Annotated in this window: 16 protein-coding genes and 1 tRNA gene; 10 read left to right on the top strand and 7 right to left on the bottom strand. The window is 45.3% G+C overall.

Annotated features, from left to right (window positions below):
• The 4 genes from BMX95_RS28955 to BMX95_RS28940 all read left to right on the top strand — a co-directional run bounded on the left by BMX95_RS28955 (position 1) and on the right by BMX95_RS28940 (position 4,666).
• A complete protein-coding gene (locus tag BMX95_RS28955) occupies positions 1 to 999 on the top strand; it encodes a 5-oxoprolinase subunit C family protein (protein WP_081199981.1) in 999 nt (332 codons plus the stop codon).
• Entirely contained in the window at positions 986 to 1,744 is a 759-nt protein-coding gene (locus tag BMX95_RS28950; protein WP_081199983.1) for a LamB/YcsF family protein, read from the top strand. The genes BMX95_RS28955 and BMX95_RS28950 overlap by 14 nt, the downstream gene beginning before the upstream one ends.
• 221 nt (positions 1,745 to 1,965) lie before the next feature.
• Positions 1,966 to 3,159: an NRAMP family divalent metal transporter gene (locus BMX95_RS28945; RefSeq protein ID WP_081199985.1), complete on the top strand. Its 1,194-nt coding sequence runs from the start codon at positions 1,966 to 1,968 to the stop codon at positions 3,157 to 3,159.
• A 241-nt stretch (positions 3,160 to 3,400) separates the two neighbouring features.
• Positions 3,401 to 4,666 carry a DUF4407 domain-containing protein gene (locus BMX95_RS28940; protein WP_081199987.1) on the top strand — a complete coding sequence of 422 codons (1,266 nt, stop codon included), beginning with the start codon at positions 3,401 to 3,403 and terminating at the stop codon, positions 4,664 to 4,666.
• Here the strand turns inward: BMX95_RS28940 and BMX95_RS28935 are convergent.
• The 5 genes from BMX95_RS28935 to BMX95_RS28915 all read right to left on the bottom strand — a co-directional run bounded on the left by BMX95_RS28935 (position 4,658) and on the right by BMX95_RS28915 (position 9,784).
• Entirely contained in the window at positions 4,658 to 5,149 is a 492-nt protein-coding gene (locus BMX95_RS28935; protein ID WP_081199989.1) for a hypothetical protein, read from the bottom strand. The two genes, BMX95_RS28940 and BMX95_RS28935, sit on opposite strands and share 9 nt — an antisense overlap.
• A 168-nt stretch (positions 5,150 to 5,317) precedes the next feature.
• Positions 5,318 to 5,935 carry an SGNH/GDSL hydrolase family protein gene (locus BMX95_RS28930; protein WP_081199991.1) on the bottom strand — a complete coding sequence of 206 codons (618 nt, stop codon included), beginning with the start codon at positions 5,933 to 5,935 and terminating at the stop codon, positions 5,318 to 5,320.
• A gap of 230 nt (positions 5,936 to 6,165) precedes the next feature.
• Positions 6,166 to 8,841, bottom strand: a complete 2,676-nt coding sequence (locus BMX95_RS28925; protein WP_081199993.1) for a TonB-dependent receptor — start codon at positions 8,839 to 8,841, stop codon at positions 6,166 to 6,168.
• Between the two features lie 217 nt (positions 8,842 to 9,058).
• Positions 9,059 to 9,622, bottom strand: a complete 564-nt coding sequence (locus BMX95_RS28920) for a DUF445 domain-containing protein (RefSeq protein WP_081199995.1) — start codon at positions 9,620 to 9,622, stop codon at positions 9,059 to 9,061.
• Positions 9,623 to 9,710: 88 nt separating this feature from the next.
• Positions 9,711 to 9,784: transfer RNA gene (locus BMX95_RS28915), tRNA-His, on the bottom strand.
• Positions 9,785 to 9,937: 153 nt separating this feature from the next.
• Here BMX95_RS28915 and BMX95_RS28910 point away from each other — a divergent pair.
• The 6 genes from BMX95_RS28910 (at position 9,938) to BMX95_RS28885 (ending at position 16,593) form a co-directional block, all read left to right on the top strand.
• Positions 9,938 to 12,091 carry a carboxy terminal-processing peptidase gene (locus tag BMX95_RS28910; protein ID WP_081200213.1) on the top strand — a complete coding sequence of 718 codons (2,154 nt, stop codon included), beginning with the start codon at positions 9,938 to 9,940 and terminating at the stop codon, positions 12,089 to 12,091.
• Positions 12,092 to 12,236: 145 nt separating this feature from the next.
• Positions 12,237 to 12,758 carry a KdsC family phosphatase gene (locus BMX95_RS28905; protein WP_081200215.1) on the top strand — a complete coding sequence of 174 codons (522 nt, stop codon included), beginning with the start codon at positions 12,237 to 12,239 and terminating at the stop codon, positions 12,756 to 12,758.
• A gap of 75 nt (positions 12,759 to 12,833) precedes the next feature.
• Positions 12,834 to 13,778 (top strand): geranylgeranylglycerol-phosphate geranylgeranyltransferase, encoded by a 945-nt coding sequence (locus BMX95_RS28900; protein ID WP_081199997.1) that lies wholly within the window; start codon positions 12,834 to 12,836, stop codon positions 13,776 to 13,778.
• Positions 13,779 to 14,375 (top strand): Maf family protein, encoded by a 597-nt coding sequence (locus BMX95_RS28895; protein WP_081199999.1) that lies wholly within the window; start codon positions 13,779 to 13,781, stop codon positions 14,373 to 14,375.
• An 83-nt stretch (positions 14,376 to 14,458) separates the two neighbouring features.
• Positions 14,459 to 15,748 (top strand): DUF2851 family protein, encoded by a 1,290-nt coding sequence (locus BMX95_RS28890; protein WP_081200001.1) that lies wholly within the window; start codon positions 14,459 to 14,461, stop codon positions 15,746 to 15,748.
• A 95-nt stretch (positions 15,749 to 15,843) separates the two neighbouring features.
• Positions 15,844 to 16,593 carry a glycosyltransferase family 2 protein gene (locus tag BMX95_RS28885; protein ID WP_081200003.1) on the top strand — a complete coding sequence of 250 codons (750 nt, stop codon included), beginning with the start codon at positions 15,844 to 15,846 and terminating at the stop codon, positions 16,591 to 16,593.
• 101 nt (positions 16,594 to 16,694) lie between these two features.
• Here BMX95_RS28885 and BMX95_RS28880 read toward each other — a convergent pair whose 3' ends face one another.
• Both BMX95_RS28880 and BMX95_RS28875 read right to left on the bottom strand, forming a co-directional pair.
• Positions 16,695 to 18,074: a hypothetical protein gene (locus tag BMX95_RS28880; RefSeq protein ID WP_081200005.1), complete on the bottom strand. Its 1,380-nt coding sequence runs from the start codon at positions 18,072 to 18,074 to the stop codon at positions 16,695 to 16,697.
• Positions 18,071 to 18,670 carry a hypothetical protein gene (locus BMX95_RS28875; RefSeq protein WP_081200007.1) on the bottom strand — a complete coding sequence of 200 codons (600 nt, stop codon included), beginning with the start codon at positions 18,668 to 18,670 and terminating at the stop codon, positions 18,071 to 18,073. The genes BMX95_RS28880 and BMX95_RS28875 overlap by 4 nt, the downstream gene beginning before the upstream one ends.
• Positions 18,671 to 19,250: the final 580 nt, after the last annotated feature.

The following is a 19,250-nucleotide window of genomic DNA, read 5'->3' as shown; positions in this document are numbered from 1 at the left end:
ATGTCTCTAACTATTATCAAACCCGGACTATTAGACACCCTGCAGGACCTGGGCCGGCCCGGATACGGCGGGCTGGGTATTAACCGGGGTGGGGTGATGGACCGTTATGCCGCGCAGGTGGCCAATATGCTGGTAGGCAATGAGGTGCGGGAAGCGGTTATTGAAATACACTTTCCCGGCGCCCAGTTCCTGTTTGAACAAAATACCCTCATCAGCATTACCGGCGGCCACTTTAACGCTATGCTCAACGATGAGCCCATACCGTTGTGGCACCCCATAGTGGTACGCAAGAATGCCGTGCTGCATTTTCCCAAACTACAAAACGGCAACCGGTGTTACCTGGCGGTACATGGCGGGTTTTGTGTTCCCCAATGGCTGAACAGCTACAGCACCCATTTAAAGGCCGGCGCCGGCGGATTCCATGGCCGTAAACTGGAAAAAGGCGATGAAATTCCTTTTAAAGAAAGCAGTATCTATTTTGCCGGACTGCTTAAGCCCGGTAAAGAATTTGAAGCCCTGAAATGGGGCGTGGATACCGGCAGCACTTACCTGCATCCCAACGAGATCTTTTTCATTGAAGGCAATGAATGGGAGCAGCTTACCTACCAGTCGCAAAAAGCCTTCCTGCAGGATAATTTCACGGTCCATCCCTTCTCTGACCGGATGGGGTATCAGTTAAAAGGTGTTGACCTGCACCGGTCTGCCAATACAGAACTGGTGAGCTCGGCCGTTAGTTTTGGTACCATACAATTGCTGCCCAACGGGCAACTGATAGTGCTGATGGCCGATCACCAGACCACAGGCGGTTACCCCCGCATTGGGCATGTGATCTCGGCCCATTTGCCCAAACTGGCGCAGCTGCGGCCAAGCGACGTAATCCATTTTATAAAAACAGATATAACCAACGCCGAGCAACTATTGATTGCCCAGCAACAGGAATTAAATATTTTACAACGCGCCTGCACAGAGCGCCTGAACAGCCTATATGTTAAGCATTGACATTAATTGCGACATGGGAGAGAGCACCCATCTGTGGCCGTATGACCTTGAAAAAGACAAACTGTTATTGTCATATGTAAGCAGTATTAATCTTGCCTGCGGGTATCATGCCGGTGATGCTCACACCATGTATGCACTGGCGGAAGCAGCCGCAGGAACAGGCATTGTTATTGGTGCCCACCCGGGTTACCCCGATCGCGATAATTTTGGCAGAACCGATATGGACCTGTCGCCCTCGGCTGTGTATGAACTGATGATCTACCAGATGGGTGCGCTCGATGCGTTTTTACGGGTACTGCACACCCGCCTGCATCATGTAAAACCGCATGGCGCTTTGTATAACCGGGCAGCAAAAGATGAAACGATAGCGGAAGTTATTTGTAAAGCGGTATATGATTATGATCCGCACCTGGTATTGTATGGATTATCGGGTAGTAAACTGATCCAGGCCGCCACGGCTACCGGACTCAGGACCTGCAGTGAAGTGTTTGCCGATCGTACCTACCAGGATGATGGTCATCTTACGCCCCGTTCGCATCCCCAGGCCTTGTTGACCAGCACCGATCAGGCCTTGCAACAGGTATTGCAAATGGTAACAACGCAAAGCGTAACCAGTTTACACGGGAAAACGGTTCCTTTAGTGGCCGAGACTATTTGTGTGCATGGGGATGGGGTACGTGCTTTGGAGTTTGTGAAGGAGATTAGGATTATGTTAATGGCTAATGGGGTTGAAGTAGGAAGTTGAATGTTTAAAGTTTAAAGTTGGATGTTTAAAGTTGAATGTTTAAAGTTGAAAGGTCCCACGTTCTAAGTTGCAGTTATTGGGTTCGCAGGTTATTAAATTCATAGTTCCTGCAGCATGTATTTGCAGCTTTAAACTTTAAACCTTGAACTTTAAACTTTAAACCTTGAACTTTAAACTTTAAACTGTATTGGGCTGATTCACATAAACCATAAAACTAACTATTGAAAACGTCTACCCGCTCAGTAATCTTAGGTGCAGCCTTCCTGATGGCTACTTCGGCTATTGGTCCGGGGTTTATTACGCAAACAACGGTTTTTACCCAGAAGCTGCTTACGAGTTTTGGTTTTGTAATACTGGTTTCTATTTTATTGGATATAGCTGCGCAGCTGAATGTATGGCGTATTATTGCCGTTGCTGAAATGCGGGCGCAGGACCTGGCCAATACGTTGTTACCCGGCATGGGTTATTTGTTAGCTGTATTAATTGTAGCCGGCGGACTGGTCTTTAATATCGGTAATGTAGCAGGGGCCGGATTGGGTATGAATGTAGTGTATCCTTTCGATGCTAATCTTGAACATCCCGTTATAGGCGCAGGCATCAGTGCCGCCATTGCCTTGTTTATCTTCTGGTTTAAAGAAGCCGGTGTGGCCATGGACTGGTTTGCCAAGATATTGGGTTTTATAATGATCGGTTTAACCCTGTATGTTGCCATCAGTTCACATCCGCCGGTGGCGGAAGCTGTTTATCGGTCGTTTGTACCTGTTACTACGGACACCACCGCCATTGTAACACTGGTTGGTGGAACCGTAGGCGGATATATCAGTTTTGCCGGGGCACACCGTTTGCTGGATGCGGGGATAAAAGGACAGCAACAATTGCCCCAGGTATCGCGCAGCAGTGTAAGTGCCATTCTGATCGCTTCTACTATGCGCATCTTATTATTCCTGGCGGCCCTGGGGGTAGTTACAAGCGGCGGCGTTTTGAACCCTGAAAATCCTGCTGCTTCTGTTTTTCAAATTGCAGCCGGTGAGGTAGGCTATCGCATTTTTGGTATTGTACTATGGAGTGCCGCTATTACTTCTGTGGTTGGTTCTGCCTATACTTCCGTTTCATTTTTACGCACCCTGCATCCCTTCTTTGAAAAATACCAGCGTCTTATTACTTCGTTGTTCATTTTGATCTCCATGGGAGTTTTTACTTTTCTGCAACAGGGCGCGGTGCAAATACTGGTTATTGCCGGTGCACTGAATGGATTGATACTGCCAGTATCGATGGCCTTGTTGTTGACAGCCGTTCTTAAAAAGAAACTCATGGGCGATTACAGGCATCCGGTTTGGTTATCGGTGGCCGGCTGGATAGTAGTCGTGATCATGGGTATAATGGGCGGCCAGGCGATTATAAGCCTCTTCTTTTAGTAGATTTCCGGTGTTTGTGCAGGAATTACCAATGAATGAATGCATATGTGTTAATTATTTTAACACCTGCACCATTGAGTTTTGTTAATGGCGCGCTATTTGACTGGTTTTTACTGTTCGTTTACAACATATACCGATTTTTTTATCGTTATTTGTAATATTCCAACCCACTCAACCCACCTATAAGGTATTAAGGTTTTTTACTCAACAATTATTATCCATTAATTAAACCGTTACGGTTATGGCTGACAATCAGCAAGCGCCTGATAATGGCTTGTATACCTATGATTCATTTACCGGTAGAGGCCCCGGCAAAAAGGCCGACACTAATTTCTTATGGTGGTGTTCCGGTGCTCACCAGGAACTATTAAAACAATTTCCCTCCGAACACAGCAAGTACTGGGGACTGGGTGGTGTAATACTCGCCACTTTTGTACTGGCTGCATTGAGTTCCGGTTATGCTATTTACAGTGTATTCGGCAACTGGATGTGGACCATTTGTTTTGCGATCATCTGGGGGCTTATCATCTTTAACTTCGACCGTTTTCTGGTGGCCACCATGCGTAAGTATGGGGTGAGCCGGCGTAAGCAAATGGCCATGGCATTGCCACGTATGGCGCTGGCCATCCTGATCGGTTTTACCATTGCCCGCCCGCTGGAACTGAAGATCTTTGAAAAGGAGATCAACACCAAGGTGATCGAGAACACGCACAAAAAAATTCAGTTGAACGACAGTTTGCTGCAGGCGGAGAATACCGCATTAATGCAAAACACCGAAGCTGAACGGAACCGGTTATTTGAGCGGAAGAAGGCGATTGAAGATGATTTGAGCCGCCTGCAACAATCGTATGTACAGGAGGCAGATGGTACCGCCGGTTCGGGCATGCGCGGCGTTGAAAAGATCGCCAAACTGAAAAGGGATGCCTACAATTCTTCTGTATTGCAGTCGGCACCTGAGTTGTTATCACTCACCAATAGCATTCATGTGCAGGACAGCATTCTGGCCAATGCCAAAAACAACATGGAAGCCAAACGCGCCAAATACGAATTAAGCGCCCTGGAGAATGTTGGTTTCCTGGAACGCAACAAAGCACTGACCGATCTTTCAGCCGAAGAGGACAGTGTTTACTGGACCAGCTTTTTATTATCCCTGCTCATTATCCTGATCGAAGTAGGGCCCATCATTTCAAAACTCATTATGCCGGTAGGTCCGTATGATATTGCACTGGCAAAAGAAGAGCTGACCAGCATGGCTGCCTCGGAAAATGACATGCGGGCAAACAAGGAAATGTTCATCGATAAAAAGAACAACCTGTACAAAGCGCAAAAAGAATTCTCTGAACAACTGGTTGAAAAAATGACCACCCTGCAACAAAAACACATCGACCAGGAATTGGACAAATGGGAGCGGGGCGAATGGAACCCACGCGATCACCGTGCATCCATGGACGAAGTGATGCGCAAAATAAAGGAACGTTACCAGTTCAATGGGGAAGACCTATTGTAAGAAAAAATAAGCGCCGCCAAGGCCAATAAATAACAGCAGGGTTAGGAAAGCAATGCCTTTACTAACCCTGTACTTTTGCCGGGCAGAAGGTAACAGTAAAAAGATGCTCGCCAATGCCACCAGAAAAATGCCGATGCCATAGCCGGTAAAAGAGTTGTCAAATTTCTTCAGCTTCAAAGCCGATTCAACCGTCATGGTGCCTATCACCAGTGTAATGAATAACAGAATGGGCAGGCCGAGCATCCAACCCAGCCGTTTGCCTTTTAACAAACACCAGCCGGCAATAATACCCGCCAGAATGAGGGAGTAGGCTTTCAGGTCTGATAAAAATTCATTCTTATTAATGACAAGGGAGCCGTTTTGTATGGCATAAGGATGTGAGGTATTGGAGAGCAACGAAGCCAGCTGCATGATCAGGTAAATAATGGTGATCACCAACACCAGGATGCCGGCGTACTTTTCGCGCCATGAAAGTTTTTCCATAGGGAATCTATTTAGTAGTTGTAAGGTGCTGTTTCAGGTTGCAAGATACATGTTCCAGGTTTCATGTTCCAGATTTCAAAGCCTCTATTGCCAGGTTTGCGACTTTTCTTTAAAACCCTGTAACCTGCAACTGTAACCTGTAATTGTCTCTTTGTTCCCGGAATACTGTTATTTAGATAATACATTCTTAATACTGGCTGCCAGCTTCTCTGCCCACAGGCCATATTCTTTTCCCGACGGATGCAATTGATCGGCGGCCAGCAACGACGCGTCATTGGCAGCCAGCCGGGTACCGGGTGTTATGTCGATATAATGTACGGAATACTTTTCTGCCTGCGATTTGTTCACTGCATTGAAGGCATCGATTTCATGGGCTACTACTGCTGCGTTTTTACCGTTGTTAACGGCGTAGGGGGTGACGCCCCAATCGGGAATAGATATTACAAAAACATGACTGGCCCGGTTACCGGCAAACCGGATGGCCTGTTTTAATAACGATTCAAATTGTTGGGTATACTCGTGCAAACTTCTGCCCCGGTACTGGTTATTCACGCCAATAAGCAGGGAAACCACATCGTATGTGTTCAAAAAATGGCGACCGTCAATTCCTGCCTGTAATTCGTCGGTTGTCCAGCCGGTTTTGGCAACTATTTCAGCTGCATATAATGCGTAACCTGCTTTGCGTAAACGCTGTACGGTTTGATAAGGAAAATTCTCATATACGGGAACGCCTTCACCGATGGTATAGCTATCGCCTAAGGCTAAATAAGAATATGTTGTTGACATGGATGCAAAATACAAAATACAAGTTACAGGGTTTACAGGTTTCAGGTTACAGGGGCTGTTACCGGTTGCCAGTTACCGGTTACCGGGTTCAGAATTTTGATCATTTCTACAAATAGCCAGCCTCGCCGAAGTTTATTGCCCGGAAACCGGGAACTGGTGCCTGGTAACTAAAAAAGGGGCTGATCACTCAGCCCCCGCAACATAATCATGTAGTTATTCTAATGTTGCTTTTATTGTTGCATACCCTGCATTCCGTTTTGCATACCTTCCTGGTCGCCTTTGGTGTTTTTTCTTTTGAAGAGTGCTGCGTCGAATTTACCAAAGCGGTAACTGAAGTTTACGCGAACCACCTGTGGGTCTCTTCTGCGCCAGTCGTCCTGTACAAAACCGATTGCCTCGGAGTGTACAAAATACTTGCGGGTTCTGAAGACATCCTGCCAGTTTACAGAAATGCTGGCGGTATTCTTTTTGATCTGGAAATCTTTGCGTAAGCCCATATCAACACCATAGTAAGGGTTGATGTAACCCTGGGTTGTTGTAGTTTGGCCACCGCCAAAACCGCCACCACCACGGCCACCGCCGCCGCCGCCACCAAAACCACCGCCTCCACCGCCACTGCCACCGTTGCTGGTACTTACTGGTAAGGCGCTTTTAGCCGTGTAGTCGCCACTGAGCTGTACACTCCAGCCTTTATTGAATTTAAAGTTGTGGTTCATTTTAGCCGACCAGCTGGTGCGCTCATTTTCCAGGTTGGCCACCACATTACCGCCATTGATCTTTGAGTAATATATATTGGCACTGGTGGTAACATCCCACCATTTAGTAAAGTTATTGCGGAAGATCAACTCCAAACCACTGGCATAAGCTGATGATGCATTTACATAAGTAGCTATGTAGACCGAATCGGGATAATTACCCAGTTTACCCAGGTATTGATAACGGGAAATAAGATTGGTGGTATATTTCCCAAACAGCGTTGCCAGGAACGTATTGCCTTTTTTACCATAGGTTTTCTGATACGACAATTCCAGCGAATGCGTAAACTCAGGTTTTAAATTCGGATTACCGGTTTGGTAATTAAAGGGGTCCGAATAATCAGTGTTGGGCATTAACTGGAAAAAGTTAGGCCGGTTGATACGGCGGGTATAGTTCAACTGCAGGTCCTGTTTGTGTTCGAGCTGTTTGCTTAAAAATACACTGGGGAACAAACTGATGGGATAGTCAATGTTAAACACAGTATCCTTGCCTATTTGTTTGCCATCGTACCCGCTGCTTTCGGCACGTAAACCCAGTTGAAAACTAAAGGTTTCTTTTACTTTTTGTGAGTAGGTCACATAACCAGCATATACGTGATCGGTATATTCAAATTCATTACTGAGGGCTGGTGCAAATATGTTATTCAGAAAATTATTCTGAAAGCTTTCAAACTTCCGTACCTGGGCCCGCAAACCGGCTTCCCATTTTATATTATCGGTAACCGGATTTACATAATCTGTTTGGGCTATCAGGAACCTGTTCTTGCCACCACTATATATGTTAACCAATGAGTCGTTGCCATATTGGTTTAACTTTTCGGCGTCGAAGAAGTTTTGGATCAGGATGTTGCTGTTACTGGTATTCTTGCTTTGATTGAAGTTTACATCAGCCGTCCATTCCGCACCGGCATGGGCAAACAGGTGTTTGAAGCTTAATTGGGTACCATAGTTCCGGAAATTACTTTTACCTCCGGTATTCCGCGATTGGTATGAAAAGCCCTTACTGGTTGTATCGTAAAAAACGTCGGTCCCGTTATTGGGTTTGAAATCCCCATTCACTATTGACTGTGAAATGGAAATGGTATTGCGGTTGTCTATGAAATAATCCAGTCCGAACCGGCCAAAGGCAAAAGCGCCATTTAATACGCTTTTGTTGTATTGGGAAGAAAAAACATCATCGGTGCCATTGGAAAGCCGGTCTGTTTGGCCCCAGCCTTTTGATTTACGCTGGTTGTACATGGCATTGGCAAATACGTTCACCTTGCCCTGGCGAACATTGATATCACCACCGCCATTGAACTTGCCGCGTGAATCAACCCCGGCGCGTACACTACCATTGTAACCCGTTTTGCGGTTCTTCTTTAATATAATATTTAAAATGCCCGACTGTCCGCCGCTGGCATCGTACTTGGCTGATGGATTGGTGATGATCTCCACGCTTTGAATGGCATCGGCGGGGATCTGGTCCATGGAAAGGGTAGTAGGCCGGCCATCTACAAAGATCTGGGGCGCAGAATTCCGCAAAGAAACGTTCCCGTCTATGTCGACGTTGATAGATGGTACATTACGCATTACGTCGATGGCGGTACCGCCGGCTGAAGTAATGCTTTTTTCCACGTTGAAGATCTTGCGGTCAACGCCCATTTGTATCATGGGTTTGGAACCGGTAACGGTTACGTCCTGCAGCATGGTGGCATCCTGCTCCATTTTTATATTGCCCAGGTCTTTGTCGACCTGGTTCAGGAGCTGTGACCTGTCCATCCCCGGACTCATTTTTATATCAAAGGAGGCTTTTTGTTCTATGGATTTATAGCCGATAGCAGTAATTACGAGTTTGAACTGGCCAAAAACAGGCAGGTTTTCGAGGCTGAAATCGCCGTTGCGGCTGGTAAGCATACCGCCTATCACTACGTCCACTCTTTTTTTGCTTACCGTATCGAGTTTGTTTTGGATTAATTGAACAGAAGCGGCGTCGAGTCCTTTATTGGTTGCTTTGTCGATAATACGGCCATAAAAGTGGCCCATATTCAATTGCTGACCACCACCGGGTCTGCCACCGGGGCCGCGGCCGGCGCCACCACCAGGGTACTGGGCCAGGGTAATTTGATGAAAGCTAACAAGGAGTACAAAGAGCCATGTAAAATTTTTCATGTGCTGGTGTTACTATGGTTGAGTACGATTAGACGCAAAATTGCCGGAGAACTTGTGGAAAGCGAATTAATTGTGATGAGCGGTGAAAAAGTTGAAAGTTGTAAGTTTTAAGTTTAAAGTTCCGGTTGTGAGGTTATTATGTTATTGGGTTCTTAGGTTTGCAGGTAGAACTTAGAACTCAGGAACTTTCAACTTAAAACTTTAAACCGGGAACTAATTAAGCGAAAGCCATAATTATAGTTACCTGTACCAATCCAACTACAAAGCCTATCCCTGCTCCTAACAAAGCTGCTTTGCGTAATTCGGGGGCGGCGTGTTGGTAAATGGTCGTTTTGATTTTTTGGGCGTTCAGGTTGGCTATTTTGTTGGTGATGGTTTGTTCGAGGTTCAGGTCCTGTTCCAGGTTTTGCATATACTCTTTCATGATTACCGGGAAAATGGATTCCAGTTCCTTCATGAAGATCTCTTTAAGGGTGTTCAGGGTTCTGTCGCCCACCATGGTGATCATGGGAAAGCCTTCCTTTAGTTTATTACGCAGGAAATCGTCCATGTGCACTTCAGCCACCGGCATAATTTTTTTTATACTTTCCGGGTTGGTGATCTTTTCTTCCAGTTTACTGAATGAGGCAAATTCCCGGGCAAGGAGTGGTGCCAGGGTTTGGGCCAGTTGTGTTTGTCGTTTTGAGAAAGCGCGGAAGGCCATTTTGATCACGAGCTGATTGCTTAGCCAGCCAACAAAGGCAGATGAGAGCGGGAGAAAGATCAATAACCACCAGTTCATAAAGGAAACTTTATTAATGTATGAAAACTTTCAAGGGTTTTTCAAATAAAAAACCCCCCGACGTAATTGTCGGGGGGCGATATCTGAGGGAGGATGAAGGGTTTCGAACCCTCGACCTCTAGAACCACAATCTAGCGCTCTAACCAACTGAGCTACAACCTCCGTGTTCAGGTTGCAAATGTAGGGAAAAAATGGATTTCGAAACAAAACTTTCTTAAAACCTTTCATCAAAATGGCTTGTTAATTATCATATTAGTACAACAACCCATCTTTTTTATCGTTATTTTTGAATTGATGCCTAAAGTTTTAAAATATATGCTACAACGAAAAAATTTACCCATAGTTCTGCTGTTGTTCGGTGCGGGTTTATTTCTTGCGTTCCGCTCGCTGGGTTTCGGACTGGGTAATGGTAATCCACCCACGAAATATGAAAAGATACTTCATAACGTGGGGGAGATGCTTGCTGAGATCCATTACAGTCCCAAAAAGATCGACGATAACTTTTCCAAAGAGATTTTTAAGAAATACCTGGGTGAGAAGATAGATGACCAGAAAAATGTGCTGTTGCAAACAGACATCCAGGCATTGAAGAAATATGAAACCAAGATAGATGACGAGATCCTGGGCGGTCCCGTACAATTTGTGCCTGCCGTTTCTGAGATCTATAAAAAACGTTTGCCTGAAACCGAGGACATCTATAAAGAAATACTTTCCAAGCCCTTCGATTTTTCAAAAGACGAATCAGCCAACTTCAACGATGAGAAGCTGGATTATCCCAAAAACGAAGCTGACAGAAAAGAGGCCTGGCGGAAACGGTTAAAATATATGGCGCTTGAGCGTTATTACGACCTGACCGAAGACCGGGAGAAAAATAAAGGCAAAGAAAATTTTGTTGTAAAAACTGATGAGCAGCTGGAACAGGAAGCCCGTGACCAGGTGTTGAAAATATTGAACAGGAATTATGAGCGCCTGAAATTAAAAGTGAGCGATGATGACCGGTTTAATGAGTTTGTGAAAACCATCACCGAATCGATGGACCCGCACACTACGTTCATGCCGCCTGTTGACAAACGTTATTTCGATGAAGAAATGAGTGGCCGTTTCTATGGTATCGGTGCTTCTTTACGTGAAGAAGACGGTAATATCAAGATCGGTTCTGTACTGGCAGGAAGCCCTGCTTTGAAATCTGGTGAAATTGGTGTGGGTGATGCGATCATTAAAGTGGCCCAGGGTGCTGCTGACCCCGTAGACCTTAGCGGTTACACCGTTCAGGATGCCGTGAAACTGATCCGTGGTAAAAAAGGCACCGAAGTGCGTCTCACTATAAAGAAAACCGACGGTTCGGTAAAAACTGTTACCCTCATCCGCGATGAGATCATCCAGGATGAAACTTTTGCCCGCAGCGCAGTGATCAACACGCCAAAAGGTAAACTGGGTTTCATTTACCTGCCTGAGTTCTATGCCGATTTCGACAATCCAAAAGGCGCCCGTTGCTCTGAGGATGTGAAGAAAGAGATCATCAAATTAAAAGAACAGAAAGTAGACGGTATCATTATGGACCTGCGCAACAATGGCGGTGGTTCCTTATATGATGTGGTGCAAATGGTTGGTCTGTTCATTGAAGGTGGTCCAATTGTACAGGTAAAAGACCGTGAAGGTAAACCCCAGGTTTACTACGATCGCGATAAATCAGTTTTATACGACGGTCCGCTGGCTGTTATGGTAAATGAGTTCAGTGCTTCGGCTTCTGAGATCTTTGCCGCGGCTATTCAGGATTATGACCGTGGTGTTATCATCGGCAGCACTTCTACCTATGGTAAGGGTACTGTACAACGTAACATTGGTCTTGATAAAACAATGGGCTTCCTGGATCCTAACAGCGAACTGGGTACCATTAAGCTGACCCTGCAGAAGTTCTATCGCATCAATGGCGGTTCAACCCAATTACGTGGTGTGGCGTCTGATGTAAACATCCCCGATATTTTCGAGTACACGAAGATCCGCGAAAAGGATAATCCGGATGCGCTGGCCTGGGATGAAATTCAAAAAGCTGATTATACCCGCTGGAAATATGGTCTTGATCTGAGCCCGATCAGAAAAGCCAGTGCAGAACGCTTAAAGAGCAATCCTTTGTTCACCACCATTCATAACAATGCAGAATGGCTGGCTAAACAAAGCGATAAAACGGTTTCATTAAGCCTGAAAAAATACCAGGAAGAACAGAAAAAGAACAAAGCGATCGCTAAACAGATCGAAGGCCAGAATAAATTACCCCATGAGCTGAATGTTGATCCCCTGATTGAAGATATGAAGCGGGTGGAAGCTACGGGTGATGTTGGCAAACTGGACCGTTTCAAGAAATGGCTGCAGATCCTGCGTAATGATCCTTACCTGGATGAGGCTACCAATGTGTTAAATGACATGGTGACCCAAACGAACCTGGTGTATGCCAATGTAAACAAGAATTAAGCACAACAGTCGATTCTTTGTATATATAAGAAAAAGCCGCTCTGTCAACAGAACGGCTTTTTTGTTTATACGTGTGCTGATTTCTTTACTTTGATCGCTGGTATAAGATTGATTTTCCGCTTATTTTTGCAACCATCCGATGAACATGAATATATTAGACCAATTCAAGCAGATAACTACTTTCGTCTTTGATGTGGACGGCGTACTGACTGATGGTACGCTGTTTGTTTTTGACGACGGACAATTTGTGCGCCGCATGAACATTAAAGACGGATTTGCCCTGCAACTGGCGATAAAGAAGGGGTACCGGGTGGCGGTGATCTCCGGCGGAGCAAGCGATGCCGTTATTCAACGCCTGAACCGGTTGGGTATACACGATGTGTTTATGCAGGTTACCGATAAAAAAGGGAAATTGACGGAGTATGCACAACAACATGGTTTAAAATGGAACGAAGTGTTGTTTATGGGTGACGATATTCCCGATTATGAGGTGATGAAACAGGTAGGGCTGCCCTGTGCACCAGCCGATGCGGCCACTGAAATAAAGCAGATAGCGAAGTATATTGCCCAGCAACCGGGCGGGCAAGGCTGTGTTCGCGAAGTGATTGAAAAAGTGCTGAAGCTGAATAACAACTGGGAATTACATACTGATGTAGCCAGTAAGTGAGCAATAAGCTGTAAGCCTAAAGCCGAAAGGTTAAATCCAAATCCCGGAAATCCCCAAAATCCCACTTTAGCAGTCATGAAATTATTGGCAGCATTTATACGCCTTATACGTTCAGTGAACCTGCTGTTCATTGCCATTACCCAATTGCTGTTTCAGTATTGCATAGTTGGACCGGTTTTTTACCATGCCCAGGCTACTCCTGTACTTACCATACCTGTTTTTATAACACTCATTGCCGCCTCTGTTCTTATTGCCGCTGCAGGTTATATTATTAATGATTATTTCGATTTAAATATAGACCTGGTAAACAAACCGAATAAGCTGGTGGTGGAAAAGATCATCAAACGCCGGTGGGCCATCATCTGGCACCTGGTGTTATCGGGATTGGGCGTGTTGTGCAGCGGGTATGTAGCCTGGAAAACCAGGTGCTGGTGGTTGATACCCGCCAATATCGGTTGCGTTGGTGCCCTTTGGTTTTACAGCACCATATTTAAAAAGAAACTGCTAAGCGGCAATGTGATCATCTCGCTGCTTACGGCCTGGGTGATTCTGGTTATTGGTTTTATTACACATTATGTGGTCATAAAAAGACCTGATCTGTATGCGCAGGTGGAAGCTTCCAAATTGATGCGCCGTACTTTTCTGTACGCCGGTTTTGCGTTTATCATTTCCCTGATCAGGGAAGTTGTGAAAGATATGGAAGATATGAATGGCGATGCCCGCTATGGTTGTCGTACCATGCCCATTGTTTGGGGAATAAACGCTTCCAAAGTATTTGCTGCCACCTGGTTAATGGTATTAGTGGCCGGCGTGGTGGTGATGCAGGCCTATGTGCTGCCATTCAAGTGGTGGTGGGCAGCGGGGTATAGCGTTGTATTTATTCTCATACCCCTGCTGATATTGATCCGCAAACTGGTGAAAGCCATAACCCCAGCTGATTTTCATACTATAAGTACATGGTTGAAGTTGATCATGTTGAGCGGCATATTATCTATGTTGTTCTTTAAATTATATACCTAAATGAACGGTCACCATATCATACTGGCTTCCCAATCGCCCCGGCGTAAACAATTGCTGGAATGGGCCGAAATTCCTTTTGAAATACTGGTGCAGTCTACCGCCGAAACGTATCCGCCCGACATGCCGGTGCCGGAAGTGCCCGTACATATTGCACGCGAGAAAGCCATCGCCGTACGGCAAAAACATGAATCGCTCCACGATACCGGTAATATTATTATTGCGGCCGACACAGTGGTAGTATTGGGAAATACCATCATTGGGAAACCCAAAGACCGGGAAGATGCACTGGATATCCTTAGCCGGCTTTCGGGCAACAAACACCAGGTAATAACCGGGGTGGTGCTGTTGAAAGGCGGGCAGGAAATAGCCTTTGCCGATACCACCGATGTTTGGTTTCACCCGCTTACCCGGGAGCAGATCGCGTTTTATGTAGATAAGTACCAGCCTTATGATAAGGCGGGGGCTTATGCTATACAGGAGTGGATTGGCGTAGTGGGGATAAAATCTATACAGGGTGATTTCTATAATGTTATGGGCTTACCGGTTAGCAGGGTGGTAACGGAACTGAATAAGTTGATGGGAAACCGGGAAAAGTGAAGTATCTTTAGGTAGATAAGGACTGGGTGTAGCGATAGGTAAGCTCTGATAGTGGCAGCATTCTTCATCTCAAAATTCGTACTATGAACGAGAGGCTGCTGCAATACCTTTGGCAATTCCAGTATTATAACAAACAAAGCTCCATTCTGGATAATGGAGATACCTTCCAGGTTATTCATCCGGGACGTTTTAATACCAACCAGGGTCCCGATTTTCTTGAAGCTAAAATTAGAATTGAAGACACTTTATGGGTAGGCCATGTAGAAGTGCATGTAAAAACATCTGACTGGTTCAGGCATGCGCACCAGTTCGACCGTAACTACGACAACGTGGTGTTGCATGTAGTATGGGAACACGACCTGCCCGAAAGAGACACCCGGATACCGGTTTTTTCCATGCAATCGAAGGTGCCTCTGTTGTTACTGGAGCAATACCGGTACTGGATGAACAGCGCAGGTTTTATTGCCTGCGGAAACCAGGTGCGGGAGGTGTCGGCCATCACCTGGATCTCCTGGCGGGATCGGCTGCTGGCTGAACGCATACAGCGCAAATCGACATTGGTGTTTTCGTTTCTGTTGCAAACCAACCAGCATTGGGAAGAAACCTTCTGGTGGCTGCTGGCCCGTAATTTTGGGGCCGTCCTGAACTTTGAACCGTTTGAGGCCATGGCTAAAACCTTACCGGTAACCGTGCTTGCCCGTTGCAGGAATCAATTGCCGGTGCTGGAAGCCCTGTTGTTTGGTCAATGCGGTTTGCTGGAAGGGGAATTTGAGGAGGAGTATCCGCTACTGCTGCAACGGGAATACCTGCATGCAAAAAACAAGTACCAGTTGCAACCAGTGAGGCAATCCCTGCATTTCCTGCGTACCCGGCCGGTAAACTTCCCTACTATCCGGCTGGCGCAACTGGCCACGCTGCTGTACCAGTCGAGCCACCTTTTTGCATTTATCAAGGATACAGAACAACTCAGCGACGTAAAGCAATGGCTTTCTGTTACGGCCAGTGAATTCTGGGACAGTCATTACACGCTCCAAAAAACTTCCTGTAACCGGCCTAAGAGACTGGGTAATCAAATGATTGACACACTTATCATTAATACAGTAATTCCGGTTTTATTTGCATATGGTTTATTGCATAACGAAGAGCAATATAAGAACCGCGCCCTGAATTGGTTAGATGAACTGGAACCTGAAATGAACGCCATTACCCATTGTTTTTCAGAGCTGGGCATTGTAAACAAAAGTGCCTGCGATTCGCAGGCCCTGCTCGAATTAAAAGGGCATTATTGCGACGCTAAAAAATGCCTCGATTGCGCCATCGGCAATGCTTTGTTGAAAAGATCAGTGACGGTTTATATGGAAACATACGCCTGATGCCTTGAAAAAGTGCCATAAATGCTTTATTATTGCCGGATTATCCCGCCGGGTGCGGGATTACCCTTTATATTTGACAGTTTGTATATATAAGTATGATTAAAGGACAAAAAGTAGTGGTAGTGTTGCCGGCATACAATGCAGCCAAAACACTCCGCCCAACCTATGATGAAATCGACAGATCAGTTGTAGATGATGTGATCCTTGTTGATGACGCCAGTAAAGACGATACCATCGCAGTTGCCCGCGAAATTGGTATTCAGCATATTATACGGCATGAGAAAAATAAAGGTTACGGTGGTAACCAAAAATCCTGCTATAATAAGGCATTGGAAATTGGCGCTGACATTATTGTAATGCTGCACCCCGATTACCAGTATACGCCTGCATTGATCGTGCCCATGGTTTCCCTGATCGCCAATAATGTGTACCCCGTTGTGCTGGGTTCACGCATTTTAGGCAAAGGCGCTTTAAAAGGCGGCATGCCCAAGTACAAATACCTGTTCAACCGCATGTTGACCATGACGCAGAATATTCTGATGAATCAGAAATTGTCTGAGTACCATACCGGTTACCGGGCATATCATAAAGATGTCCTGCTGTCGATCCCGTTCAATGACAACTCAGACGACTTTGTATTTGACAATGAACTGCTGGGCCAGATCTTCTACAAAGGTTACGAAATAGCCGAGATCACTTGTCCTACCAAGTATTTCGACGAAGCGTCTTCCATTAACTTCAAACGGAGTTCTATTTATGGGATGGGTGTTTTGCGGGTAAGTTTTCAATACTTCTTTAATAAGATGGGACTGGCGAAGAGTAAGTTGTTTAAAGGTCTCAAATAGTTTAAAGTTTAAGGTTTAAAGTTTTAAGGTCGTTGGATTTTAAAGTTCAAAAACAATAGCGATCTTTAAAACTCAGCGACCTTAAAACTTTCAACTTTAAACTATTTGCTTTCCCACTTCGTGATGCGTTGTGACCAGCTTACCAGCAGGCTGTTATTGGCCATATATAACAACATCAACGGGAATATTTTAAACAATCCTCTTTTGGTTGAATTATTCAGATCGAGCAGAGGCAACAAATAACTCATCAATGGAAACCCGATGTATATTACCAGTACGGCATACAGCCAGTTGCGGGTGGTACTGCTCAGCTTGCGTTTGATCAACACTTCCAGCAGCAGCAGCAAAATAAAGAAGTAAATGAAGTAACCATAATAGCCAACGCCCAGGTCGCTAAAGATCAGTTTGTTGTTGATGTCTGAAAAGCGGGTAAAGAAGGGCGACAGATCACCCAGGTTCTTGTTTACCAGTCCTTCAATATTGTATTTCGCTGGCAGGTACCGGTTAATATAAATGGTGATTGAGATTATATAGGCAAATAGGGAAGGCCCTACGAAAAATGCACTGCTTATCAGTCCTTTTACAATACCTGTTTTATTCTTCCAGTGATGCCAGACAATAGCCGGCACCATTAAGCAGGCCAGTATAAGGGTTTCGGAACGAATATAGGTGGCGATGGCCATAATCAATCCGGCAAAAGCCAGGTAATTGCGTTGCTGGTTCTGAAAGAACTGGTACAGGAACCAGACCCCCAAAAAGAAGAACACAGCATTGCTATAGTCGAACAACACCATAAAGGTATAGGCAAACATCTCGGGAATGGCCATAAAAAACAACACCAGCAACCCGGCAAAGATCCGGTGAATACTTAAGGTGAGCGCCTGGTATAAAAAGATGAGGAAACAGGCCACAATGGTGCTGAGCCATACCTGCCCGAATTCAAACCCTGCATATTTATAAATGATCTGTAAACAGGTTATATAAGGTGGTTTGAATATGTTGTTGGTTGATTCGAGGTTAACGCTGAAAACCGAGTTGATCATGGTTTTTTCGCGGATGGCGTATTCTGCAATTACCTCGGCCCCTGATGTAAGGTCGCGTGGTGTAGGGGGGAAGTAAAAACAACGCCAGGCACTTACAAACACAATGAAGGCGATCATTATCACAAAGGGGATCTCGTACAGCCTGATCCGGATGTGGAGATTGGCCCTCAATTCCTTTAAACGGGCAATACCTGATTTGAATTTGAGGTTTAAAAGTACGCAGGCTGCCAATATAGAAATGAAGACGTTCGTTGAGGTGAGTGGAATGTAGGCCAGCTGTAAAATAAAGGGCATGATGGAAAATACCGCCACCCCTAATAATATTGCCAGGGAGATAAGCATGCCGGGTTTCAGCTGGATATTAAATAAGTTGATAATGCCAAACCCTGCTATAAACTGTATGATCGTTAATAATAAAATGATCACTATGCCGCTCATAAGGAAATTTTGTATTTGTTAAAGGAAGCGATCGTATCCTGTAAAGCCTGTTGATTGGTAACGGAGTCAAATACCAGTCCGCCATCGCGGGCGGTGATGTACCAATTGGCTTTGCTGGCTTCCGGGCTGTTGGCCCAAATGGTTTTTAAACCGCTGAAGTAATAGAATACGGCTGGTTCGGGTACGTGGATCTGTAACCCATGTGCATTGAAGTAATCGGTGGAGGGAACCAGCACCAGTGTTTTACCGGCAGTGCCTCTTTTTTCAAAAAAGGCGGCTACGTTCCGGGCGAAAATATAATCTGTCTGGTAACGGGCCATTTTACGTTCTTCCAGATCGAGGTTCAGTTTTTGTTCTTTATAATCTTCCCAATAGGGCATGATCCGTTGATCGAGCCACATTTTATTGGGTTCCAAACCAAAAAATATAAGCAGGCCAACGACAGCGGCTACCAATAAAATGAATGCTTTAAAACCATTAGTGGCAGGGGGAGCTGGCTGTTTAGCAGCTGTTGCCGGAGCCGGTGGTGGTTGAACCGGTTGGGCGCTCTTTTGGGGTGTACCATCCGCCTGCGGTACGTTTTTATTTTTTTTCATCTAAACGGTTTTATATTGTTCAATGGCAACATAATGGCCATTGCTCAAAATCCTGGTTAACGCTCTGATTCTGCAAATATTATATCTTTTTACGGGGCTTACAAAAAGAAAAAAGAGGCGTCCGCATGGCGGGTGCCTCTTTACCAGTGAACATAAGACATTGGTGGCTTATTCCGGAATTTTGGAGAATGCTCCCGTTTTACCGGTTGCTATGGTTTTCCAAAGTGTATTTCTGAACTAGAACAAATACAATATCATTATCGTGCGGTGCACGAATTCAAATGCTATCAGCGATATGTAGTGGAACTCTGCTACTGAAAGATGGTCGCACAGTGCCTTTGCAATCTCAATGTTGTAAGGAAAGGTAATGGCTGGATTTATGAATCACCACTAAAATCATTCCTATCTCCTGATTTCGAGAAAAAAATGTATATGATCAATTTAATGGCTGCCTTTAACAACAAGCATTATGCCATCCTTATTTTCTATTATAGCTATTTCGCATACTCAATAAATTGAATTGTATTTGTTTAGTGTTGAATGTCCGATGCAGTGGCTAAAATGCCAGATGAGGGCACTC

It is taken from the genome of Niastella yeongjuensis (genome assembly GCF_900110245.1).
In the GTDB taxonomy this organism is placed as follows: domain Bacteria; phylum Bacteroidota; class Bacteroidia; order Chitinophagales; family Chitinophagaceae; genus Niastella; species Niastella yeongjuensis.
The sequence above is the reverse complement of the archived record's forward strand: the minus strand, read 5'-3'. Positions and strand labels throughout refer to the sequence as shown.